The following is a 22,688-nucleotide window of genomic DNA, read 5'->3' on the forward strand; positions in this document are numbered from 1 at the left end:
GGCGCAGCGCTCAGCTGGCGATGTCCATCCAGCCCAGGACGATCAGATATCCCATGCCACGTCCGGTGATCGTGTTGCCAACCACGCTGTAACGCCGGTCGGCGAGCGCACGCCGGATCGCGCCTTCAACGAAGGGCAGCATTTCGTTGATCCGCGCGGCCTGGATGTCGGCCGGCCAATGCTCGAGGATCTCGGTGGAGAACAGGACGAGCACGCTGCGATCGCCAATCGTGCCGCGCAATACCAGCGCCTCCTGGAGCGAACCGCCGACCTCGGGGTCGAGGACGAGTTCATCGATGTCGAGCATGTTCTCTCTCCCCATAGCGGTCACATCAGCCCCTTGGCTCGCAGGCTGACGTGGCCATTCGTCCCCACGATCAGATGGTCGTGCACGGCGATCCCCATGCCGCGCCCGGCCTCCACGATCGCGCGGGTTATATCGATATCCGCCTTGCTCGGCGAGGGATCCCCCGACGGATGGTTGTGGACCAGGATGATCGCCGCCGACCCGAGATCGATCGCGCGGCGGATCACTTCGCGAACATGGACTTGCGCCTGATCGATCGAGCCTTCGCTCATCACTTCGTCGCGAATGAGCATGTTCCGGGTGTTGAGGTGGAGCACGCGGACGCGCTCGATCGCGTGGTGCGCCATGTCGGCGCGCAGGTAATCGAGCAGCGCCTGCCAATTGCCGAGCACCGGGCGCGCGGCGACTTCCGACTGGAGCAGCCGCAACGCGGTGGCTTGGGCGATCTTGATGGCGGACACGCCGACCTCGCCCATGCCCTTGATGCGCAGCAGCGCTTCGCGATCGGCGGTGAAGACGCCGCCGATGCCGCCGAATTCGCGCAGCAAAGCCTTGGCGATCGGCTTGGTATCGATCCGCGGCGTGGCGAGCGTCAGCAGATATTCGATCAGTTCATGATCGAGCAGTGTCTCGCCGCCGCGCCCGAGCAGGCGATCACGCAGGCGGGCGCGGTGACCATGATTGTCGCTCGGGGCATCGCTGTCGGCCATGGCGGTGAGGCTAGGCGGAGGGCGAGACGGGTGCAATTGCCGGCATGACGATGAGTACGCCTCATCGCGCCGCTTCCCAACCGCCCTCGTCTCCCCGTAGAGAGTCGCAGTCGAAAGTATCGAATGGGGTAGCGTGGCGGCGGCAGGACAGGATGGGATGCCGCAGCGTCGCCGCAATACAAAGCGGCGTCTTGCGCTCGCGCTTGCGATCCTGCTGATTGCCGGCCTGTTCGGGCTGTGGCTGGCGCGGGTGCCGATCGCGACTGGCTATATCGATCGCACCTTTGCCGCGAAGAACGTGCCGGCGCGCTACGCAATCGCGGATCTCGGCTTTGGACGACAGCGGCTGACCAACGTGGTGATCGGCGATCCGCGCGATCCCGATCTCGTGGCCGACTGGCTCGAGACCTCGACTGATATCGATGCCGGCGGCCCGCGGCTGACGGGCGTTCGCGGCGGTAACGTGCGCCTGCGTGGCCGGTTGATCGACGGTCGATTGTCGCTTGGCGCGATCGATCGGCTGCTGCCGGCACCCTCGGGCGCGCCGTTCGCGTTGCCGGTGATCAACCTTGCCGTCGATGATGCGCGGATGCGGTTGGAGACGCCGGTGGGCGTGATCGGCTTGCGGCTGGCGGGGCGGGGGCGGCTCGACGACGGGTTCCGCGGCACGCTAGCCGCCGTTGGTAGCCGGATCGTCGTTGGTGATTGTGCGCTCGACCGGCCGGCGGCGGTGCTCGACATCACGATGCGCGATGCGGCGCCCAGGCTCGTCGGGCCGGTGCGGCTCGCGAGCCTCACCTGCAACGGCGTGACGGTGACCGCGCCGGAGAGCCGGATCGACGTGGCGCTCGGGCCGGCGCTCGATCGCTGGCAGGGGTCTGCGGCGCTACGCACCGGCCGGCTGGCGAGCGGGGCGATGCGGCTCGGTGCGCTGGTCGGGCAGATCGGATTCAAGGGCAATGCGACGCGCACCGAGGGTGACGCGCAGCTGCGCGGGGAGCGGTTCGCGGCGGAAGGCGTGAGCGGTTCGACGTTGGCCTTCGCCGGCACCTGGCGGGTCGCGACCCGCCGTGCGCTGGCGGCGGGACGGATCGACGCACGCGACGTGGCGCTGTCCCCGGCGTTGCGGGCGCAGATGGATCGGACAGGGACGAGCGTCGCCGGAACGCCGCTTGCTCCGCTGGCGACGGCCGCGTCGCGCGCGGCATCGCGGGCTGCGGCGCGGTTCGACGTTGGCGGTGAGGTCGCGGTGGGCACCGCGGCGGGCCGCCCGCTCGTGACGCTGCGGCAGGTGGCGGCGCGTGCCGCTACCGGGGCGGCGGTGGCGTTCGGGGACGGTGCTGGCGTGGTGATCGGCGAGCCTGGCGGGATGCGCGCGGACGGCGTTTTGTCGTTCGGCGGTGGCGGCTTGCCGACCGGCCGGGTGGCGCTTGCGCAACCTCGTGCCGGCGGGACCGTCAGCGGGACCGCGACGATCGCGGCTTATGCGGCGGATGGCGCGCGGCTCGCATTGTCGCCGGCGCGTTTCGTCCTGGCTCCCAACGGCGCGGTGACGCTGACGACGACGGCGGAGCTGTCGGGGCCGCTTGGTGACGGTTCGGTCGATCGGCTTCGCCTGCCGATCACGGCGCGGCGTGACGCGGGTGGCGCGATCCTCGTCAATCCCGCCTGTACGTCGGCTGGGTTTGCGCGGCTCTCGATTGCCGGGCTGGTGCTGGGCGAGACGACGACGCGGCTGTGCCCGCTCGACGGGGCGCTGGTGCGAGTCGATCGTGGGCGGCTTGGCGGCGGGATCCGGATCGCGGCGCCGCGGCTGACGGGGACGCTGGGTGGGACGCCGCTCGATCTTGCCGCGACGAGCGCGGAGTGGCGCCATGCCGGCGCGCGCTTCGTGATCGGCGACGTTGCGGCGCGGCTGGGGCGGGCGGGGCAAGTGACTCGGCTCGATTTCGCACAGCTGTCGGGCGCCGCGAACGGTGGAGACATCCGGGGGAAATTCGGGGGTGGCGTCGGGCAGATCGGTACCGTGCCGCTGCTGTTGTCGAAGGCTGGCGGGGATTGGGAGCTTGCGCGCGGCGTGTTGTCGCTCGGCGGCGAGATGATGGTAACGGATGCGGCTGCGCAAGCGCGTTTTCAGCCGCTGGCGGCGCGCGACGTCTCGCTGCGGCTGGCGGACGGGACGATCACCGCGCAGGGCTCGCTCTTCGAGCCCGTCAAACTGGTGAAGGTCGCCGACGTCACGCTGCGCCACGTGCTGGCGAGCGGCAGCGGCGGCGCGCATCTCGACGTGCCGGGCATCACGTTCGGCGATGGGTTCCAGCCCGAGGAGCTGACGCGGCTGACCTTCGGCGTCATCGCCGATGTGAAGGGTCGGGTCGCGGGGCAGGGCGACATTGCATGGTCGGGGCAGGGCGTCACCTCGACGGGCACGTTCGGCACCGACAATATCGATCTCGCTGCCGCATTCGGGCCAGCGACCGGGATCAAGGGGCAGATCCGCTTCACCGACCTGCTCGCGCTGGAAAGCGCGCCGGGGCAAGTGGTGACGGTCGCCTCGATCAACCCCGGCGTCCCGGTCACCGACGGGCGGATCGAATATCAGACGCTCCGCGACACGCGGATCGCGGTGACGGGCGGGCGCTGGCCGTTCGCCGGTGGCACGCTGACGCTGCGCCCGACGCTGCTCGACTTTTCCTCGGAGGAGCAGGCGCGCCGCATGACCTTCGACGTCTCGGGTATGCAGGCGCGCCAGTTCCTCCAGCAATTCGACTTCAAGAACCTCGACGCGACCGGCACGTTCGACGGCACGCTGCCGATGGTGTTCGACCAGTCGGGCGGTCGGATCGAAAATGGCACGCTCACGGTGCGCGAGGGTGGGGGAAGCCTCGCCTACCTCGGTGAGCTGACGAAGGAGGATCTGGGCATCTGGGGCAATATCGCGTTCCAGGCGCTGCGCTCGCTGCGGTATCGCAATCTCGAGATCGTGATGAACGGCGCGCTCGCCGGCGAGATGGTCACTGAAGTGCGCTTCGCCGGCATCAGCCAGGGCGAGGGCGCGAAGAGCAATTTCCTCGTTCGCCGGCTGCAGAAGCTGCCGTTAGTCTTCAACATCAAGATCACGGCGCCATTCCGCGGCCTGATCGATTCGGCCGCGTCGTTCTACGATCCCAAGCGGCTGATCGAGCGCAACCTGCCCGCGTTGATCGAGGAGCAGGAGAAACGCGCGGCGCCGCCGGCTTCCCCGCCGGCCATTCAGCCTCCCGCAAGCAGGATCATGCCATGAGCGAAACAGTATTGAAGAAGCAAGGTGGCGACACGACCTCAACAATGATGAAGGTGATGGTGATCGGATTGGGATTGGCGACAGGCGCATGCGTCAATGTTGCCGCGCCGGACAAGCCGATCGTGATCAACCTCAACATCAGCGTCACGCAGGAAGTGGTGTATCGGCTCGACAACGAGGCGAAATCGCTGATCAAGCAGAACCCAGGGATTTTTTGACGATGGCACATCTGGCGACCAAGAAGGCGATGCTGATGGCGGTGGCCGCGCTGGCGCTGACGGGCGTGTCGGCGGCAGCCTGGGCGCAGCGCGATCCGGCCTATGCCGCCGCGCGCGCCGCCGGCCAGGTGGGCGAGCAGCCCGACGGCTATCTCGGCGTCGTCGGCGCGGGCTCGGCGGACCTTCGCGCGCTGGTCAATTCGATCAACATCCAGCGCAAGGCAGCGTATACGCAAAAGGCGCAGGCATCGGGCGCGACGGTGGAGCAGCTGGCGTTCACCAGCGGCTGCAATCTGATTGCGCAGACATCGGCCGGTGAAAAGTATCGCACCCCGGGTGGCGCCTGGGCGACTCGCGGTGGCGGGGCGCCGGAGCGCGATCCGCGGTGTGTGTGATCTGACTTCCCCTCCGTTCGCCCTGAGGAGGTGCTGAGCCACAGGCGAAGTGCCGTCTCGAAGGGGATGGCTTGGGGCCTTGTGCTTCGAGACGAGGCTTCGACAAGCTCAGCCTCTCCTCAGCACGAACGGAAGTTGAAGACGAACCGTATGCGGGTTGGGCGGACCGGGCCTCCGCCCAACTCCCCCGCAACGGTTGACACCCCCGGACCCCCCGGCTAACCGGACCGCGCCTTGGCGGGCTCGCCATTTGGTATTCCTTGCGCCTGCCCAAATGACGGGAAAGCGTGCGGATGGCGGAGAACGAGCCCGGACCAGACACTCTCGGCCAGGATGCACGCATCACCTCGCTCGACGCGCGGTTGACGGCGGCGCAAGCGGACGAGGCGCACCGGACAGGGGCGGGCAAGGCGGTACCCGACGACGGCTCCCGTCTCGGTAACCGCGTGCTCGCCGAGCTGATCGGTGGCATGGTCGGCGGCGCGCTGATCGGTTGGGTGATCGACCGGTTTGCGGGCACGCAGCCCTGGGGTCTGCTCGTGATGCTCGCCCTCGGGACGATCGTCGCGTTCAGGAACATCATTCGAATTTCGACCAAAGGTTCGAAATAATTCAGGGGGGCTCGAAGCAGTTCGAGCCTTTTCGTTAGGGAAGAACGCGAACGTGGCGGAAGGCGGCGGCAAGATCGATCCAATGCACCAGTTCCTGGTCGAGCCGTTGTTCGGCACCCAGAACTGGTCGATCGCAGGCTACAACATCGCCTTCACCAATTCGGCGATGTGGATGGTCGTGGCGACGATCGTGCTGATCGGCTTCATGTCGCTCGGCACGAAGGGCAGTGTGATCCCGTCGCGTGGTCAGGTGATGGTCGAGGGCGCGGTGCGCTTCATCGACAATATGCTGGCGCAGAACATCGGGCCGGAGGGGAAGCGCTACGTTCCCTACGTCTTCTCGCTGTTCATGTTCATCCTGTTCGCCAACGTTCTCGGGCTTCTGCCGCTGGGCGTTGTCGGCGTGCATCCGTTCACCTTCACCAGCCACTTCACGATCACGGGCGTGCTCGCGATCCTGAGCTTCGCGATCGTGCTGGTCGTCGGTTTCTGGCGTCACGGGTTGCATTTCTTCAGCCTGTTCGTGCCGCACGGCACGCCATGGTGGCTGCTGCCGGTGATCCCGCTGATCGAGTTCGTCTCGTTCATGGTGCGTCCGTTCAGCCTCGGCCTGCGACTGTTCGTGGCGATGACCGCCGGGCACATCCTGCTGAAGGTGCTGGCCGGGTTCGTCGTCAACGCCGGCAATGCCGGGCTTGGCGTCGGGCTACTGGTGGGCATTCCTTCGTTCGGCCTGATGGTCGGCATCTCGGCGCTCGAGCTGCTGGTCGCCGGCATCCAGGCCTATGTTTTTGCATTGTTGACGTCGCTGTATCTAAACGACGCCGTCAACCTGCACTAAGTTTTCGACCGTTCCATCCAACCAACTGAATTGACTAGGGAGTTATCGTTATGGACGCAGAAGCCGCAAAGCTGCTCGGCGCCGGTCTCGCGGCCGTCGGCGCGGGCCTCGCATCGCTCGGCGTGGGCAATGTGTTCGGCAAGTTCCTCGAGGGCGCGCTGCGCAATCCGGGTGCGGCCGACGCGCAGCAGGGTCGTCTGTTCATCGGCTTCGCCGGCGCCGAGCTCCTCGGTCTGCTCGCATTCGTCGTGGCGATGATCCTGGTCTTCGTCGCCTAACAGACTTCTTGGCGGGGCGGGCGTTCGCGCGCGCCCCGTTAAGGCAGGATTTCCGATGCCTCAGATTTCCCAACTTGCCGCGACATGGGCGTCCCAGTTCTTCTGGCTGGCGCTGACGTTCGGTATCGTCTTCTTCGTCGTCGGCCGCGGCATGCTGCCCATGGTGCAGAAGACGATCGACTCGCGTGACCGGTCGGTCGCGGCGGACCTCGCCGCGGCATCGAGCGCACGCGACGCGGCGGACAAGGCGGAAGAGGCATGGCGCTTGCGCGATCAGGCCAATCGCGAGGCAGCACAAACACTCGTGGCGGAGGCACGCCAGCGCGCCACCGCCGCCAGCGCCGCAACGCTGGCTACCGCGCAGGCCGAACAGGCACAGCGCGTCGCCGCTGCCGAAGTCGATATCAAGGCGGCGACCGCCCGCGTGCTCGGCGAGATCGAGGCCGTCGCGGCCGAGGCGACGCAGGACATCGTTTCGCGCGTGTCCGGCGCGCAAGTTTCCGTGGACGAAGCAAGGAGCGCCGTTCAGGCGGCGATGGCCAATGGCTGAGTTCATCATCACCGCCGCCATGTCGCCCGGCTCGGTCGAGGTGGCACAGAACCTCGCGAATGCCGATCGCGCCGAAGGCATGACCGCCGAAGGCACCGAGGCCGAGGGTGGGGCGCATCATTACGTCGATCCGACGGTTCTTGGGCTAAATGGCACCGTGTGGGTATCGCTTGCGATGCTCGTGCTGTTCGCGGTGCTGATCTGGAAGAAGGTGCCGGCGCTAATCGTCGGCGGGCTCGACAAGCAGATCGCAGACATTCGCCGCCAGCTCGACGAAGCCAAGGCGTTGCGCGCCGAAGCCGAGGCGCTGCGTGACGAATATGCCCGCAAGATCGCCGACGCTGAGGCGAGCGCCGCCGACATGGCGACGCAGGCCAACCACGAGGCCGAAGTGATCGTGGCGCAGGCCAAGGCCGATGCCGCCGATCTGGTCCAGCGCCGCGCGCGCATGGCCGAAGACAAGATCGCCGCCGCCGAGCGCGCCGCGATCGCCGAAGTTCGCGCGAAGACTGCCGTGGCCGCCGCGAGTGCTGCTGCGACGCTGATCTCGCAGCACCACGGCGCGCAGGCCGACAAGGCACTGGTCGACCGCACGATCGCAGGGCTCGGCCGCCCGAACTGATCGTGCTGGCGGGAGCGTAGGTGCTCCCGCTTTCGGCCGGCGGCTTTGTGGGGCTTCGCTTCGGCGATAGGGTGGCCGCATGCGACGTGCTTTCGTCATCGCCGCGAGCGTCACGGGCGGGGTACTCGCCTATCCGGTGGCCGGTGTGGTCGGCGGGTTGATCCCCAGCAACGCCGGCTGGGCGCCACCCGAGCGTGGCATCACGATCTATATCGAATCGAACGGCATCCACACCGGGATCGTCATGCCCAAGCTGGCTGCCGGGGTGGACTGGCGCGAGGACTTTCCAGCGCGCGATCTCGTCGATCCGCGCTACGGTGCGCTCGACCATCTCTCGATCGGTTGGGGCGAGCGCAACTTCTATATCGGCACGCCGACCTGGGCGGATCTGAAGCCGTCGGTGGTGCTCGGCGCCGCGGTGGGCAGCGATGAGACGATGGTCCATGTCGATCATGTGCCGCGTCCAGCGCCCGACGGCGAGGTTCGCCGGCTGGTCGTGCGGCCGGCGGAGTATCGCCGGCTCGCCGCTTACGTCCGGGCCTCGCTCGTGCCGGGTGGCGAGCGGCATCCGGGGTACTTCCGTTACGACGTGTTCTACGCTGCGCACGGGCGCTACAGCGCGATCCATACCTGCAATGCGTGGGTGGGAAATGCGCTGCGCTTCGCCGGGATCAGGGTCGGCGCATGGACTCCGTTCCCGGGCGCGGTGATGCGCTGGTTCCCGCGCTACGGTTGATTCAGGGCACGGGAGGGGCGCCGTTCCGCTTCGGCTTGCGTGGCGCCTTTGGCTTTGGCGCCGGCAACTCGGCAGCCGTCATCGTCACCAACGCGACAAGCCAGTCGCCATCATCCCATCGCTCGGGGTCGATCAAGAGGCACGGCTTCGCACCGGGGTAGGGCGCGGCTTCCGCGCATTCACCGGCGAACGCGCGTCCACCCGGGGTCGGCTTGATGAACAGCTGCCCGTCACAGATTAACGCGACCAGCTTGCCGGCGCTGTATACGCCATACTCGCCAAACATCGGCTTTGCCGAGACGTCGTCCGCCCCGGAGAGCTGATCGACGATGAAGGAGACTGTGCCGCGGTCGGTCGCCATGTCTCCGCTATGGCCAATCGCGCCGCGCGTTTCGAGGGAAATTCGGAACGTCATGACGGCGCAACGCCCCCTCATCACCGCCAATGGACGGAAGCGTCACGCCCCGAGCGGGTATAAAGCGGCGCTGACTTGGCGGCCTTCGCTGCGCAGCACGCCCCATGCGCGGGCGGCGGCGCGGCTGTCCATCGGCTCGATCCCGATCCCGCGTGCGTCGAGCGCGGCGACCAGCGCGCGCGGTGGGCGCGCGAGCGTGTTGCCGGTGCCGAGCAGCACGAACTCCGGAGCGGGATCGAGGATCGCCGCCAGCGCTGCCTCGTCGAGCGCGCCAAGCGGGGGCGGGGTCCAGGCGATAGCCTCGCTCACCGTGAGCAGGGCGGCCTCCAGCACTGTCGTGTCGTCGATCCGGAACCCTTTCGGCGTGAAGCCCCGCACCAGCGGCCCTCCGGCGCTGCGATCGAGGTTCATCTTCACGCCGCGTCCGCCATCAGGCGCGCGGCTCGCGTGGGGCGATGCGCTCGGCATTGTCGATCGTGCCGCGGACCGGCTTCTCGATCGACGGATCGGCGCGCAGACCGAGCGAGATGAGCAGCGACGACGAGACGTAGATCGACGAATAGGTGCCGACGATGATGCCCAGGATCATCGCCGCGGTGAAGCCGCGCAGCACATGGCCACCGAGGAACAGCAGCGCGCCGAGCGCGAGCAGGATCGTCACCGATGTCATCACGGTGCGCGGCAGCGTCTCGTTGACCGACAGGTTCACGATCTCGCGCATCTCCATCTTGCGATAGCGGCGCATGTTTTCGCGGATGCGATCGTCGATCACGATCTTGTCGTTGATCGAATAGCCGATGATCGTCAGCACCGCGGCGACGATGTTGAGGTCGAACTCGAACTGAGTCACTGCGAAGAAGCCGAGCGTCATCGTCAGATCGTGGACGATCGCCGCGACCGTCGAGACGCCGAACTGCCATTCGAACCGCACGATTGCGAACAGGCCGATGCCGAGCACCGCCAACACCACCGCGAGCACGCCGTTGCGGATCAGCTCGCCCGATACTTTGCCCGAGATGGTGGAGTAACGGTTGAACGTCGCGCCGGGGAAGGCCTGGCTCAGCGCCGTCTCGACCTTCTTCACTGCGGCATTGGTTGCGCCTTCGTCGGCGCCCTGCTGGATCGGCAGCCGGATGGTAAGCGTGCGCTCGTCGCCGAATTGCTGCAGCGAAGCCTCGCCGAGGTTCTGCGCGTCGACCACCGCCCGTACGCGATCGAGATCGGGCGGCGAGGCGAAACGCTCCTCGATCATCAGCCCGCCTTCGAAATCGACGCCGAAGTTCAACCCCTTGGCGAAGGTCACGCCGATCGCGAGCACCGACAAGAGCAGCGTGAGGCCGAACGCCCAGCCGCGCAGCCGGACGAAATCGATGTTCGTGTGATCGGGGACGAGTTTCAGCAGTTTCATGCGACGACCTCCGTCGTCCCCGCAGCGGGGGCGCGACGATCAATAGGCGTGGGCGCGATCATATGTTGATCGTCTTGGGCTTGGTGCGGCGCAACCACTGCACCGTCAGCATGCGGGTGAACAGCACGGCGGTGAACACGCTGGTGGCGATGCCGATCAGCAGGACGACCGCGAAGCCCTTCACTGGCCCCGATCCGAGCAGGAACATGATGATGCCCGAGATGGCATGCGTCATGTTCGCCTCGAAGATCGTGCGGCTGGCTTCGGAATAGCCCAGCTCGATCGATTGCGACACCGATCGGCCGCGCCGGCGCTCTTCGCGGATGCGCTCGTTGATCAGCACGTTGGCGTCAACCGCGGTGCCAATCGTCAGCACGAAGCCGGCGATTCCGGGCAGCGTGAGCGTCCCGCCGATCAGCGCGAGCACGCCTACGATGACGAACACGTTGATGACGACCGCCAGGTTCGCATAGACGCCGAAGCGGCCGTATGTGACGAGCATGAACGCAACCACGAGCGCCACCGCCACCGCGGAGGCGAGGATGCCGGCGCGGATCGATTCGGCGCCAAGATCAGGCCCGACGGTCGATTCCTCGATCACCTTCAACGCCACCGGCAACTTGCCCGAGCGCAGCGCGATCGCCAGCGCATTGGCGCTTTCGACGGTGAAGCTACCCGAGATCTGCGCGCGGCCGCCGAGGATCGGCTCGTTGATGTTCGGCGCCGAGATCACCTGATTGTCGAGGATGATCGCGAACGGCTTGTTGACGTTCTCGCGCGTCACCTGCGCGAACTTGCGCCCGCCTTGGCTGTCGAACGTGATCGCGACCTGTGGCTCGTTGGTCTGCTGGCTGAATTCCTGCCGCGCGTCGGTCAGCTGATCGCCCGACAGGATCACCGAGCGCTTTACCGCGATCAGCGGGATGCCCGCGGGATTGGTCGGATAAGCGAGCACCTGGCTGCCCACCGGCGCCTGCTTGGATGCGAGCTGCTGCGCCGTCGCGGTCTCGTCGACCAGCTTGAATTCGAGCTTGGCGGTCTTGCCGAGCAGATCCTTCAGCGCCTGCGGATTGTCGAGCCCGGGCACCTGCACGACGATGCGGTTGCTGCCCTGGCGGATGATCGTCGGCTCGCGCGTGCCGAGCTCGTCGATGCGGCGGCGGACGACTTCGGTCGCATCGCCCATCGCGGTGTCGATCGCTTGTGTCAGCCCGGCCTGAGTCGGCGTCAGGACCATGCGGCTGCCATCGACGACCTGGATATCCCATTCGCGCTGGCCGGTCATGCCGACGCCAGTGCCCGCGATCGTCGTCAGCCGCTCGCGTGCGGCGTCCACCTGGGTGGGATCGCGCAGCAGGAACGAGAGGCGGTTGTCGCGCGTCGAAATGTCGCCGATCTCGATCCGCGGATCCTGTCGCCGCATCTCGGTCTGCACCTGTTCGCGCATCGCCTCGATCCGGCCCGTCGCGACGTCGTTCACGTCCGCTTCGAGCAGCAGGTAGCTGCCGCCGGCGAGATCGAGCCCGAGGTTGACGCGTGGGTGCGGGAAGGCGCCCCAGCTATCGGTGATCCGCTGCGGCAACAGGCTGGGAATCGCCAGCGCGCAGAGCACGGCGATTACCAGCCAGATCGAAATGACCTTCCAGCGCGGGAAATCCAGCATGTCGGGCCCGGCTCAGTCGTTGGCTGGCTTGGAGCCGAGCGGCGTCACTTCGGCGAGCGTCGCCTTGACGATCTTGACGCGCGTGTTGGGCGCGATCTCGACTTCGACGAACTGCTCCTCGACCTTCGTCACCTTGCCGATCAACCCGCCGGCGGTGACGACGCTGTCGCCCTTCTTCACCGCGGCGACCGCATTCTGCAGCATCTTCATGCGGCGCTGCTGCGGGCGGATCATCAGGAAGTAAAACACGATGAAGACCAGGACGAGCGGGGCCAGGCTGAGGAAGCTGGCAAGGCCGCCCTGCGCGCCGGCGCCGGTCGCCGTCTGGGCGTAAGCTGGGGAAATGAACATGCCGTCCTTGCGTGCACATGGGGCGCGGGGCCCGCAATCGAGCCCCACGTGAAGCGTGCGCCGCTATCATCGCTACGCCCTTGGCGCAACTCGCGCGCGCGGCTACCCCACGGCCCGACGCCGCCCGCGACGGGCGCAGGTCAGTTAGGCAATTGGGGAGAGAGCGATGACGATCCTGGTAATGGGCACGATCAAGCTGGGCGAAGGCGAGGGCGCAAAGGCCGCCACGCTGCTCGCCGAACACGCCGCCACGGTGAAGACCGAAGAGGGTTGCGAGGAATATAGCTTCGCCTTCGACGCCGCCGATCCCGATCTGATCCGAATCGCCGAACGTTGGGCGAGCCCCGAGGCGCTCGGCGCACACGGCCAGGCCGATCACCAGAAGGCGTTCGGCCGCGCGCTGCGCGCGCATTCGCCCAGCGCGATGTCGGTCGAGGCGTGGGATGGGCAGCATTGGCGCAAGCTGATCTGAGATGCTTGCATCTGGGGCGCGCGCCGCGTAGGCCGCGCCCCTCGGTCGGGGCGTAGCGCAGCCTGGTAGCGCATCACACTGGGGGTGTGGGGGTCGCAGGTTCGAATCCTGTCGCCCCGACCAAGTTTCTAGCAAATACAATATGCACGGTGGGTCTCGCGCCACTCCACGATGATCGGCTCGTCGCTGAACCTCGCCTTCGTCACCACCGTCTCATCGCGAAGGCGGACTCCAGATGAAAATGGCGGAGTCTCATCGGGACGTCAGCGGCCGGCGATTTTCGCCGAAAACAACCTACCAGTCTTGGGCCGGAAGCTTAATCTGCGCGACGGGAGGGACTACCAGCTGAACGGTTCGACTTTGTTCCGCGTCGCGCGCGCCAACGCATCGAGGGTCAGGCGCAGCGGCGCATCATCCACGTCGCTTCCGCCGGCCTCGATCAACTCCGCGAAACGGCGATAAAGTCTCGGATACTCCGCGTTAACGCCGGTCTCCGACTTGCCATCCACAACCAGCACCTTCCCGCCGTCACGCAACGACAAGGACCCCGCATCGGTTTCGACGTCGATCGTCCACGTCTGCTCACCAAGCTGGAGGAAGTCGAAGGTTGCTACGATCGGCACCGCGCCCGATCGCATCTCCAGCCTTGCGGCAAGCGGTGACTGGCGGCCTTCGGGCACCTCGATAGATGCAGCGGTCAGGTCTACCCGCTCGGGCAGGATCGCGGTGAGGATCGACAGCGCGTTGATGCCCGGATCGAATACGCCAAAGCCACCTTCCGCCAGGATCCAGTCCTGCCCCGGATGCCAGTGCCGGATGTTCTCGCGCCATTCGATCGTCACGCGTTCGATGCGCTTGTCCGCCAGCCAGGCACGTGCCGGCGCGACGCCCGCGGCCTCGCGCGAATGCCAGGCGGCGAAGAATGTCCGCGTCCCGGCGACGCTGCGCATTGCCTCGACCTCGGCCAGCGAAGTTGCCGGCGGCTTCTCGATCATGACGTGCAGCCCCGCCTCGAATGCCGCCAGCACGATCGGCGCGCGCATCGCTGGCGGTGTGCAGATCGATACCGCGTCGATCGACCGGCCGTCGGCGAGCAGCGCGCCTAGCGAGGCGTAGTTCGGCACGCCATCGACCGACGCATGCGGATCGACCGTCGCGACCAGGTGGAACGCCGGATCGGCAGCGATCGCCGGAAGATGCCGGTCGCGCGCGATCTTGCCCACGCCAATCACGGCCAACGCGTGCGGCGTCGCCATCATCCAATCTCCTGATCGTCATTTGTCATACAAATAGCTTCCTAGGTTGTCGGCGCGCGGCTATCAATTCCGAGCACCTGCGATCGGTAATCCTCGCGGTGAGACGGATGATACCATCGCCGACAATGGCGTGCCGGGAGACATCACTGATGCGCATGGTCTCCGGCGGCGTCCGATCGATCCTTGGTGAAGGCCCGTTGTGGTCTGCGCCCGATAATGCGGTTTTCTGGGTCGATATCCTCGGCAAGCGGCTCAACCGTCTGTCTTTGGAAGATGATACGGTGGCGGGGTGGGACATGCCCGAAGCGATCGGCTGGGTGATCGAGCGTGAGCGCGGTGGCCTCATTGCCGGCTTCGCGAGCGGTTTCGCCGAACTCGACCTCGATCCGCTCGCTATTCGGCCAATCGTCGATCCCGAGATCGGCGTTGTGGAAAATCGAATGAACGATGCGAAGGCGGATTGCTTCGGGCGTATTTGGGCAGGAACGATGCCGTTCAGCTGCTCTGGCGAAACCGGCGCCTTCTACCGCCTCGATCCAGACCGCAGCTGCACACGCGTCGATGCGCCGTACACCATCCCCAACGGCCCGGCGATCGCCCCGGATGGCGCGACGATGTTCCACACCGATACCGCGCTGCGCACGATCTTCCGGATAGCTATCCGCGACGACGGCGGGCTCGGCGCTCGAACGCCGCACATCGTGTTCGAGGCCGGCTGGGGCAGCCCCGACGGCATGACGCTCGATGCCAACGGCCATCTGTGGGTCGCGCACTGGGGCGCGGGGCGGGTAAGCCGGTTCGATCCTGCAGGTTCGCTGGAACGATCGATCGCGCTGCCGGCATCGCAGATCACCAGCATGACCTTCGCCGGGCCGGATCTCGACCGCATGTTCGTCACCTCCGCCGCAGATGGCGTCGACGAGCAACACGGTGGCGCGCTGTTCGAGGTGGATCCGGGATGCCGCGGGCTGCCCACGCACAAGTTCGGCGGCTAAATGACGAGCGACCCGTTCATCGCGGTCGATTGGGGCACCACCAATCGCCGCGCGTTCGTGATCGACCGTGGTCGCGTACTGCGAATCGAACGCGACGCACAGGGCGCAGCGACACTGACAGCCGACGACTATCCCGCGGCGGTAGCAGAATTGCGCGAGCGGCTGGGCGATCTGCCGATGTTGCTCGCGGGCATGGTCGGATCGACGATCGGCTGGCGCGACGTGCCCTATGTCGCGGCGCCCGCCGGCCTCGATCAGCTCGCCGCCGCGCTGCACCGCATCGATGATCGGACCGCGATCGTTCCTGGCCTCTGCGATCGTAGCGATGGCCGCGCGGACGTCATGCGCGGTGAAGAGGTCCAGTTGCTCGGCGCGGTCGCGGCCGAACTGGTGCCCCGCAATGCGCTGCTTTGTCAGCCGGGAACGCATTGCAAATGGGCGACGGTAGAGAATTCGCGGATCACGCGCTTCACCACCGCGATGACGGGCGAGCTGTTCGCATTGCTGCGCGGCGGCGGACTCTTGGCGCGGCAATTGGGTGGCGACGTGGTGGATGGCCCGGCATTCCACGACGGCTTGGCCGAGGGGGCAAAGCGCGATCTTGCCGCCAGCCTCTTCGGCATCCGTGTCAGCGGCGTACTCGGGCTGCGCGACGATCGCGACGCTGCCTCGTTCGCGAGCGGCCTGCTGATCGGCGCCGATGTGGCGGCCCGCCTCGGCGAAACCGACGCTAGCGAAGCCCATATCCTGGCTGATCCCGGTCTGGGAGCATTGTACGCCGCAGCCGTGTCCGCGCTGGGCGGCAGGCCGGCGATGATCGACAGCCAGCCCGCGTTCGTCGCTGGCATTACACGGCTTCGGGAGCTTGCCGCGTGACTCATCTGGCCACCTTCGACACCGCGTTCGCGCAACTGCCGCTGATCGCGATCCTGCGCGGCGTTCGCCCGCCCGACGTGGAGGCGATCGGTGACGCGCTGGTGATGGCCGGCTTCACGATCATCGAGGTGCCGCTCAACTCCCCCGATCCGCTCGACAGCATCGCCCGGCTGTCCGGCAGACTGGCAGGCCGCGCCGTGATCGGTGCGGGAACGGTGGTGCGCGTTGAGGATGTGGCCGAGGTCGAGGCGGCGGGCGGCACGCTGATCATCTCGCCCAATACGAACGTGCGTGTCATTGCCGAGGCCGCCGCCCGCGGGTTGGTGTCGCTGCCGGGCATCGCCACGCCGAGCGAGGCCTTTGCCGCGCTGGAGGCAGGCGCCGCCGCGCTGAAACTGTTCCCGGCCGAGGCGGCGACGCCGCAGGGACTGAAGGCACTGCGCGCCGTCCTGCCGAAGGCGACGCGTGTCCTGCCGGTCGGCGGCATCACACCCGCAACGATAGCGCCATGGATCGCCGCCGGCGCGGCGGGGTTCGGGCTCGGTTCGGCGCTGTATGCAGCAGGAATGACGGCAGCGGACGTCGGCCAGCGGGCGGTGGAGTTCACGCGAGCGCTAGGGACGGCGCAAGCGGCGGGATAGCGCCGAGCCTAGCGGCGTAGCGCCGCGTCGCCCCAGGTGGCCGGCTGCGCCATCGCGCCATCAGCCCCGCTAGCGCGCACGACGAGCTCGATGATCGCCACTCCTGCCACCGTCGCGGAAAGCGGCTCGGCCGGAGCGCCGAACGTCTTCGGCTGCGAGCGGGCTAGCAGCTTCCCGTCGCCCCAGACCTCGAACGTCACCGGCCCGCCGCGTCGCCGACCCGAATCGTTGACGCCCACCTGCGAGGTAAAGCGCGTGAAGCCGGCGTTGCGAACCTCCAGCCTGCTATTGGCGAGTATCCCGATGCCGGTGTTGAACGCCGCTCCCGCGACGCGCAGCAATTTGCCGCCCGGTGCCCGATCAGCCTCCGCGCCACCCCAGCCGCCATATTGCGGGTGATCTCCGGCACCCCGCGTGCCGGTCCATGGCGTGATCGAATGATGGATGGCCGGCTCAGGCATCGGCTCCACGACCCCATCGACGGCGGGGTTCACGCGACCGGTCTGCTCCGAGAGATACAGCCCGTCCGCGAGCCGACGCGTCCCCGTCGCGACGAAGGCCTGCGTCGCATGCGGCGCCAGGTCGATGGTCAGTTCCTTGCGAAAGCGGCTCGCCTTCTTGGTCCAAAGATCGATGAGCTGGACGTCCGCGCCCGGGAGCAGCTTCAGGTGTTCGGCGGTCAGCACCGCCTGCACGGCGCGCGCGGTGCGGTTCAGTACCGCCAGTGCCTTGCTGCCGTCGGCCAGCGTCTTGACGAAGATCTGGACCTGATCTGAGTCATACGCGAGCACCGCCTGATTGCCGGCCGCGTCCTGGTTGATCGCCGTCAGCGCGGCATTGCCGAAGATCGACAGCAGATCGGGGGTCAGCTTGCGCAAGTCATAACCGATGATCAGCGGCGCGTTCAGCATCGCCCATAATGTGAAATGCGAACGCGCTTCGACGAGATGATCACGGTCGAAGTCCCCAGTCCCGACGAACAGCATGTCCGGGTCGTTCCATGAGCCGGGATGAGCGTAGAGCGCACGGTGCGTGACCGTATCGAGATTGGTCAGCATCCGGTCCCAGCTCGGCTGGATGTCGTCGCTCGTCCGCGACATGTTGCCGACATTCTTGCCCCAGGCGCGCACGTCCCCCGCACCCCATAGGCATAGCGAATAGACATAGGGGCGGCCGGCAGTGTGCCGGACGAGCGCGGCACTGACCTCTTCATATAGCGCGCGGACGCCGGCGATGTCCGAACCGCCGAGCGATTGCATGTCCACGAGCGGCGGCAACGCGCGATACATTCCAGCGCGAACGCGCGGCGCATCGGCGGGCAGGCCGCGAATGCCGCATCCGTCGACCTTGATGAAGTCGAAGCCCCATTCGGCGAAGTACAGCCGGATGTCCGCGTCGACATGGCCGTACAGCCCCACCTCGCGCTCGGCCACGCTGCCCTCGGGCTGGTTCTTGAAATCGGGTGTGTAGATCTGCCCGCAGCTGTTGCGGCCGATGTCCGAATAGATGCCCGCCTTCAGCCCCATGGCGTGAAGTCGATCGGTCAGTGGTCGGAAGCTCGGGTTTGCGCCGGTCGCGGCAGAGGGGAAACGATCGGTTCGGATCAGCAGGCGATTGTCGCTGGTGCGGCGCTTCAGCCACCAGCCATCGTCGATGTTGACGTAGCGATAGCCAAGCCGGGACAGGCCGGTGTCCACCAGCGCCTGCGCCGAGGCGAGCACCGCGGCCTCGTCCACGTCGCTGTTGAACGCATTCCACGAATTCCAGCCCATCGGCGGCACCGGCGCATGGCCCGCCTCATTGGCGCTCCACTTGGCCGTGGGCGCGAGTGGATCGGCACCGGCGAGCGTCGGCGCGTCAAGCGCACACGTCAGCAGGAAAAGGCGAAGTGAACTCATCCGAAGCGACGTCATCGTGCGGTGCCTCCGAGCGGTGGAACCGCGATCTCGAACGTGCCGACGGGCAAGTGCGCATCGTCGGCGAGGTTGGTCGCGGGCGCATCGGACCAGGCGTAGCGAATCCGCGTCACCGCGCGCCCGTCGCCCGCCAGGATGACCTCGCTGCCGGAGACGCGTCCGGCCGCATAGCGACATGGCTCAGGTGCGGCGCCGCACAGCTCGAAGCCGATCGCGACGGCGGAACCTTGCGCGTGCAGTGCGCCGTCGACGCCGGTGAAGCGCAGCGTGACGCTGCCGTCCGGGCCTTGCGTAGCGCTGGCGATCGCCGGCCCGGCGGGGGGCACGGCCTCGCCATAGACGCGCGCGCGCATCACGCGTGCCAGCCGCTCGCCCACCTCGTGCTTCTGGCCAGGGTGGATGTCGCGCGGATCGCCGAGATCGAGGCTGACGGCCATGCCGCCGTGCGCGTCGGCCGCGGTGACCCGCCGCTGCGCGTCACGGACGTCAGCCCAGCCGCTTTCGGCCGGTGCCTTCGATGGTTCGCCATAATTGGCGAGCTGGACCACCGCGATTGCCGCGTTCGGGCTGTCGAGCCGCCGGCGCCAGTCCGCGACCATCGCCGACAGCCGCCGGTCGTAACCGGGCAGCCCTGTGTCCGACTCACCCTGATACCAGGCGATGCCCGCGACGGGCGTGCGCCCGAGCGGTGCGATCATCGCGTTGAACAGCGTGCCCGCACCATTGATGTCGTCCCACGCCACGCGCGGTGCGCCGCCTTTGACGGGCTTCGCGATCGCGTAGCGCCACCCGGCCGAGATCGGCAGGCTGCTGCCGTCGGCGAAGGTCAGGCGCATCGCCTCGACCGGGCCGGTCATGCCGCCGAACGCATAGCCATCGTCAACATTCACCGTAATGACGTTGCGGCCCGCCTTCAGCGTGCCCGCGGCCAGCGCATACACGCGCGGCTGCCCGGCCAGGCTGTTGCCGCCGACGCCGCGCCCGTTGACCCAGGTCCGGTCGGCATCATCCACCGCGCCGAGCGCGAGAATGGCCGGCCCGCGCGCCTGATCGGCCGTCACCGTTACCTCGCGCTGGAACCAGAGCATGCCGTTATAGTCCGCGAGTTCCGGGACGCCCCATTCTTCGAAATTCCCGATCCGCGGCACCTCGCGCCAGTCGAGCGCGGCATTCGGCTGCCAGGGTTCTGCACCGGCGACATCGCCCGATTGCGCGCGCCACCATGCTTCCCACACCGCCGAGGCATCGCGGTTCGCTGCGGCAGGATCGCGCCCGTAAAGCGCCAGCCGATCGGCATCGGCGGAGAGACCCGCCGCGCGCAGCGCCGGGTCGCTCATCCATGCGCTGATCCGCGATCCGCCCCAGCTCGCATGGATCGCGCCGATCGGCACCTTGGCGGTGCGCCGCAGCGATTGCGCCATATAGAAGCAGGCAGCCGAGAAGCCGGGCACCGAGGCCGGCCCCGCGATCTCCCAGTCCGGCGCATCGGCGAAGCGCGCGATCGGTGCCGCCGCACTCTTCTTGGTGACGGTGAGCAGGCGCAGCTGCGCGTCGGGTGCCGGGTTCGCATCGGGGATCATGTCCTGCGCGCGATCGACCGACATCTCCATGTTGCTTTGGCCCGAGCACAGGTAAACGTCGCCGAGCAGGATATCGCGCACCACCGCGCCACCGCTCGGGGCCGCGACCGTCAGGTCGTATGGCCCGCCGGCGGTCATCGCGGGCAGCCGCGCTTCGAAGCGACCGTTGCGTCCCGCCGTCACGACGGTGCTCCGGCCGGCCAGGCTGACGAGCACGGTCTCGCCGGGCATGGCATCACCCGTCAGTACGATCGGCTGGCCGCGTTGCAGGACGGCGTGGTCGCTGACCACACCGTCGAGGCGTGGGGCGGCCTGCACCGCCGATGCCGTGGCGAGCAGGGCAAGCGGGATGATGCTGGCGCGCAGTGTTGGCATTGTTGACGTGATCCCGCGAAATGAGGGGGCTGTGACGGCGTTCATCGACGAACACTCGCCGGCGCGGTGACGCCCGCGTCCGTCTGCACCACGGGGATCATCGTGCCGTCCGGCCGGTACTGCAGCCGTTCCACCGTCACCGCACGCCGCCCGATCGAGCCGGCGAGGTCGCCGATCGCGAGCGTCGCATTGTGCAGGAACAGATACCAATTGCCCTTGAACTCCGCGATGCCGGGGTGGATCGTGAAGCTGTACTTGCCCGATCCGGTCAGCTCGCCGCGATGGGTCCATGGGCCAGTGATCGAGGGCGCCGTCGAATAGGATACGCGTTCGTCGCGGTGCTTGCTGCGGTCGAGCGACGCATAGGTCAGGTAATAAAGGTCGCCGCGCTTGTGCAGCCACGGCCCTTCCTCGAAGTGCGGCGGCGTGATCTCGGTGATCGGGCCGTCGATCTCGATCATGTTGGGTTTCAGCCGGGCGATATAGCATTGCCGGTTGCCCCAGGCGATCCAGCTGGTGCCGTCGGTGTCGGTGAAGACGGTCGGGTCGATGTCCTCCCAGCTATGCGTGCCCTTGGGCGTCATCTCGTTGGTGATCAGCGCCGATCCGCGCGCGTCGACGAACGGGCCGGTCGGCGTGTCGGACACCGCGACCGCGATCGCCTTGCCGGGGTGCGTGTCGTCATGCTCGACCGCGGCGTAGAACCAGAATTTGCCGTTCTTGTGGATCGTCTGCGCCGCCCAGGCATCCGCCTTGGCCCATTTGAAGTCCGACACTTTCATGATCGACCCGTGATCGGTCCAGTGCTTCATGTCGGTGGTCGAGTAGACGAGCCAGTCGCGCATGTTGAACATCTCGTCGCGCTGCGCCTCGTCATGCCCGACATACAGGTACAGGCGATCGCCCACGACCAGGGGCGCAGGGTCGGCGGTGAACTTGTCGCGAAACAGCGGGTTCGATCCGGGCGCGGTCGCCGCCGGGTTCTGCGCCGACGATGAGGATGCAACCAGGCCCAACGCGATCAGCGCCGCCGCCATGCGACCGATACCATTCGTCCTCATCGCTCTCCCCCTACTTTTGTTTGAAAGCACCATGGCAGGACGCGAATGATAGCGCTAGCATTGTCCGTAACGCCGGATCGTCAGTGGACGACCGAACGGGAGAGGGCGACGTGAAACACGAAATGCTGAAAGCGTTGGCGATGCGGATAATGCGCCCCAGCCTCACGCTCGGCGCGGCGATCACCTTTGGGATGGGGACGCCCGCACTGGCGCAGGACGACCGGATGACGCCGATCGCCACCCCGGCGCAGCCGACCGCAATCGCATTGAACACCGGGCCACTGCCGGGCGCGACCGCGCCGGAAGCATGGCATCGGCAATATGACAGCGTCTTCACCCGCAACGTCACCGTCGCGACCCTCACGCCTTTCCTCCCCGATCCAGCGAAAGCGAACGGCACGGCGGTGATCGTCGCGCCCGGCGGCGGTTTCCGTACGCTGTCGATGGAGAACGAGGGGTGGGACGTCGCACGCGCGCTCGCCGCACGGGGCGTCGCGGCGTTCGTGCTCAAATACCGGCTGAACCAGACGCCGCGCGACATGCCTGCGTTCGAGCGCTCGATGGCCGAGATGTTTTCCGGCGCGGCGGCGCGACCGCCACGGCCGGCGCCCGACCGGATGGCGACCGGCCTGGCACCGCAGATCGCCGATGCGCGCGCCGCCTTCGCGCTCGTCCGCAGCCGCGCGGCGGAATGGCGGGTGAACCCCGACCGCATCGGCATGGTCGGCTTCTCCGCGGGCGCGATGCTGACGATGGTCACCACGGTGGCCGGGCAGGATGCCAAGCCCGCCTTTATCGGGAACGTCTATGGCCCGCTGTCGGCGATGACCGTCCCGGCCGATGCCCCTCCGATGTTCGTCGCGCTCGCCGCCGACGATCCGCTTTTTGGAAACAGTGGCTTCGGATTGATCGAAAGCTGGCGCGCGGCCAAGCGCCCGGTGGAGTTTCATCTCTACGAACAGGGCGGGCACGGCTTCGGAATGTACCCGAAGACCACCACCAGCACCGGTTGGTTCGAGGGGTTCGTGCGGTGGATGGCCATGCACAACCTGCTGACACCAGCATCGTAGGCGATCGGATGATTGCTCCGCTTGCACGGTCTGGAATGAACAACGAGGATATCGCCTC

The 22,688-nt window shown here is 67.2% G+C and carries 25 protein-coding genes and 1 tRNA gene; 15 read left to right on the forward strand and 11 right to left on the reverse strand.

All coding sequences use genetic code 11. The features are described from left to right. Nucleotides 1-10 precede the first annotated feature (10 nt). Entirely contained in the window at nt 11-307 is a 297-nt protein-coding gene (locus tag LLW23_RS11685; protein ID WP_228945696.1) for a hypothetical protein, read from the reverse strand. Nucleotides 308-327: 20 nt separating this feature from the next. Next, a complete protein-coding gene (gene radC, locus LLW23_RS11690; RefSeq protein ID WP_228945697.1) occupies nt 328-1,017 on the reverse strand; it encodes a RadC family protein in 690 nt (229 codons plus the stop codon). A gap of 133 nt (nt 1,018-1,150) precedes the next feature. Between radC and LLW23_RS11695 the strand changes: the two genes are divergently transcribed. The 9 genes from LLW23_RS11695 to LLW23_RS11735 all read left to right on the forward strand — a co-directional run bounded on the left by LLW23_RS11695 (nt 1,151) and on the right by LLW23_RS11735 (nt 8,551). Continuing rightward, complete coding sequence (locus LLW23_RS11695; protein WP_228945698.1) at nt 1,151-4,300, forward strand: intermembrane phospholipid transport protein YdbH family protein; 3,150 nt, start codon at nt 1,151-1,153, stop codon at nt 4,298-4,300. Continuing rightward, nucleotides 4,297-4,518: a YnbE family lipoprotein gene (locus LLW23_RS11700; RefSeq protein WP_228945699.1), complete on the forward strand. Its 222-nt coding sequence runs from the start codon at nt 4,297-4,299 to the stop codon at nt 4,516-4,518. Before LLW23_RS11695 ends, LLW23_RS11700 begins: the two co-directional genes overlap by 4 nt. A 2-nt stretch (nt 4,519-4,520) precedes the next feature. Beyond that, nucleotides 4,521-4,913 (forward strand): YdbL family protein, encoded by a 393-nt coding sequence (locus LLW23_RS11705; protein WP_228945700.1) that lies wholly within the window; start codon nt 4,521-4,523, stop codon nt 4,911-4,913. A 293-nt stretch (nt 4,914-5,206) separates the two neighbouring features. Next, nucleotides 5,207-5,524, forward strand: coding sequence for an AtpZ/AtpI family protein (locus LLW23_RS11710; protein ID WP_228945701.1), 318 nt, complete (start codon nt 5,207-5,209; stop codon nt 5,522-5,524). Between the two features lie 52 nt (nt 5,525-5,576). Then, nucleotides 5,577-6,365: a F0F1 ATP synthase subunit A gene (locus LLW23_RS11715; protein WP_228945702.1), complete on the forward strand. Its 789-nt coding sequence runs from the start codon at nt 5,577-5,579 to the stop codon at nt 6,363-6,365. 50 nt (nt 6,366-6,415) lie between these two features. Then, the gene (locus LLW23_RS11720; RefSeq protein ID WP_228945703.1) at nt 6,416-6,643 is read left to right on the forward strand and encodes a F0F1 ATP synthase subunit C; all 228 of its coding nucleotides are present in this window, start codon (nt 6,416-6,418) and stop codon (nt 6,641-6,643) included. A 55-nt stretch (nt 6,644-6,698) separates the two neighbouring features. Continuing rightward, nucleotides 6,699-7,193, forward strand: a complete 495-nt coding sequence (locus tag LLW23_RS11725) for a F0F1 ATP synthase subunit B family protein (RefSeq protein WP_228945704.1) — start codon at nt 6,699-6,701, stop codon at nt 7,191-7,193. Continuing rightward, complete coding sequence (locus LLW23_RS11730; RefSeq protein WP_408641954.1) at nt 7,186-7,815, forward strand: F0F1 ATP synthase subunit B family protein; 630 nt, start codon at nt 7,186-7,188, stop codon at nt 7,813-7,815. The genes LLW23_RS11725 and LLW23_RS11730 overlap by 8 nt, the downstream gene beginning before the upstream one ends. 79 nt (nt 7,816-7,894) lie before the next feature. Next, on the forward strand, nt 7,895-8,551 hold the full coding sequence (locus tag LLW23_RS11735) for a TIGR02117 family protein (protein ID WP_228945705.1): 657 nt from the start codon (nt 7,895-7,897) through the stop codon (nt 8,549-8,551). A gap of 1 nt (nt 8,552) precedes the next feature. Here the strand turns inward: LLW23_RS11735 and LLW23_RS11740 are convergent, their stop codons facing one another. From LLW23_RS11740 to yajC, 5 genes are all read right to left on the reverse strand, one after another. Further along, nucleotides 8,553-8,912, reverse strand: a complete 360-nt coding sequence (locus LLW23_RS11740) for a TfoX/Sxy family protein (RefSeq protein ID WP_228945706.1) — start codon at nt 8,910-8,912, stop codon at nt 8,553-8,555. Nucleotides 8,913-9,008: 96 nt separating this feature from the next. Beyond that, a complete protein-coding gene (locus LLW23_RS11745; RefSeq protein ID WP_228948560.1) occupies nt 9,009-9,377 on the reverse strand; it encodes an Mth938-like domain-containing protein in 369 nt (122 codons plus the stop codon). A gap of 19 nt (nt 9,378-9,396) precedes the next feature. After that, nucleotides 9,397-10,374 (reverse strand): protein translocase subunit SecF, encoded by a 978-nt coding sequence (gene secF / locus LLW23_RS11750; protein WP_228945707.1) that lies wholly within the window; start codon nt 10,372-10,374, stop codon nt 9,397-9,399. Between the two features lie 58 nt (nt 10,375-10,432). Then, nucleotides 10,433-12,037 (reverse strand): protein translocase subunit SecD, encoded by a 1,605-nt coding sequence (secD, locus tag LLW23_RS11755; protein ID WP_228945708.1) that lies wholly within the window; start codon nt 12,035-12,037, stop codon nt 10,433-10,435. Nucleotides 12,038-12,049: 12 nt separating this feature from the next. Beyond that, complete coding sequence (gene yajC, locus LLW23_RS11760) at nt 12,050-12,388, reverse strand: preprotein translocase subunit YajC (protein WP_228945709.1); 339 nt, start codon at nt 12,386-12,388, stop codon at nt 12,050-12,052. 166 nt (nt 12,389-12,554) lie between these two features. Between yajC and LLW23_RS11765 the strand changes: the two genes are divergently transcribed. Both LLW23_RS11765 and LLW23_RS11770 read left to right on the forward strand, forming a co-directional pair. Beyond that, nucleotides 12,555-12,860, forward strand: a complete 306-nt coding sequence (locus LLW23_RS11765; RefSeq protein ID WP_228945710.1) for a putative quinol monooxygenase — start codon at nt 12,555-12,557, stop codon at nt 12,858-12,860. Between the two features lie 46 nt (nt 12,861-12,906). Continuing rightward, nucleotides 12,907-12,983: transfer RNA gene (locus tag LLW23_RS11770), tRNA-Pro, on the forward strand. Nucleotides 12,984-13,198: 215 nt separating this feature from the next. Here the strand turns inward: LLW23_RS11770 and LLW23_RS11775 are convergent. Beyond that, nucleotides 13,199-14,116 (reverse strand): Gfo/Idh/MocA family protein, encoded by a 918-nt coding sequence (locus LLW23_RS11775; protein ID WP_228948561.1) that lies wholly within the window; start codon nt 14,114-14,116, stop codon nt 13,199-13,201. Between the two features lie 155 nt (nt 14,117-14,271). On the opposite strand from LLW23_RS11775, the gene LLW23_RS11780 reads away from it, so the two are divergent. The 3 genes from LLW23_RS11780 to LLW23_RS11790 are packed head-to-tail and all read left to right on the forward strand — an operon-like array spanning nt 14,272 to nt 16,628. Continuing rightward, nucleotides 14,272-15,111, forward strand: a complete 840-nt coding sequence (locus tag LLW23_RS11780) for an SMP-30/gluconolactonase/LRE family protein (protein ID WP_228948562.1) — start codon at nt 14,272-14,274, stop codon at nt 15,109-15,111. Further along, nucleotides 15,112-15,987, forward strand: coding sequence for a 2-dehydro-3-deoxygalactonokinase (locus LLW23_RS11785; protein ID WP_228945711.1), 876 nt, complete (start codon nt 15,112-15,114; stop codon nt 15,985-15,987). Further along, the gene (locus LLW23_RS11790) at nt 15,984-16,628 is read left to right on the forward strand and encodes a 2-dehydro-3-deoxy-6-phosphogalactonate aldolase (protein WP_228945712.1); all 645 of its coding nucleotides are present in this window, start codon (nt 15,984-15,986) and stop codon (nt 16,626-16,628) included. The genes LLW23_RS11785 and LLW23_RS11790 overlap by 4 nt, the downstream gene beginning before the upstream one ends. A gap of 8 nt (nt 16,629-16,636) precedes the next feature. Here LLW23_RS11790 and LLW23_RS11795 read toward each other — a convergent pair whose 3' ends face one another. The 3 genes from LLW23_RS11795 to LLW23_RS11805 are packed head-to-tail and all read right to left on the reverse strand — an operon-like array spanning nt 16,637 to nt 21,560. Continuing rightward, nucleotides 16,637-18,526, reverse strand: a complete 1,890-nt coding sequence (locus LLW23_RS11795; protein ID WP_228945713.1) for an NPCBM/NEW2 domain-containing protein — start codon at nt 18,524-18,526, stop codon at nt 16,637-16,639. 11 nt (nt 18,527-18,537) lie between these two features. Further along, on the reverse strand, nt 18,538-20,499 hold the full coding sequence (locus LLW23_RS11800; protein WP_228945714.1) for a sialate O-acetylesterase: 1,962 nt from the start codon (nt 20,497-20,499) through the stop codon (nt 18,538-18,540). Between the two features lie 41 nt (nt 20,500-20,540). Next, nucleotides 20,541-21,560, reverse strand: a complete 1,020-nt coding sequence (locus tag LLW23_RS11805) for a glycoside hydrolase family 43 protein (RefSeq protein WP_228945715.1) — start codon at nt 21,558-21,560, stop codon at nt 20,541-20,543. A 149-nt stretch (nt 21,561-21,709) separates the two neighbouring features. On the opposite strand from LLW23_RS11805, the gene LLW23_RS11810 reads away from it, so the two are divergent. Next, entirely contained in the window at nt 21,710-22,630 is a 921-nt protein-coding gene (locus tag LLW23_RS11810; protein WP_228945716.1) for an alpha/beta hydrolase, read from the forward strand. Nucleotides 22,631-22,688: the final 58 nt, after the last annotated feature.

The sequence above is a fragment of the Sphingomonas radiodurans genome, assembly GCF_020866845.1.
Lineage (GTDB): Bacteria > Pseudomonadota > Alphaproteobacteria > Sphingomonadales > Sphingomonadaceae > Sphingomonas > Sphingomonas radiodurans.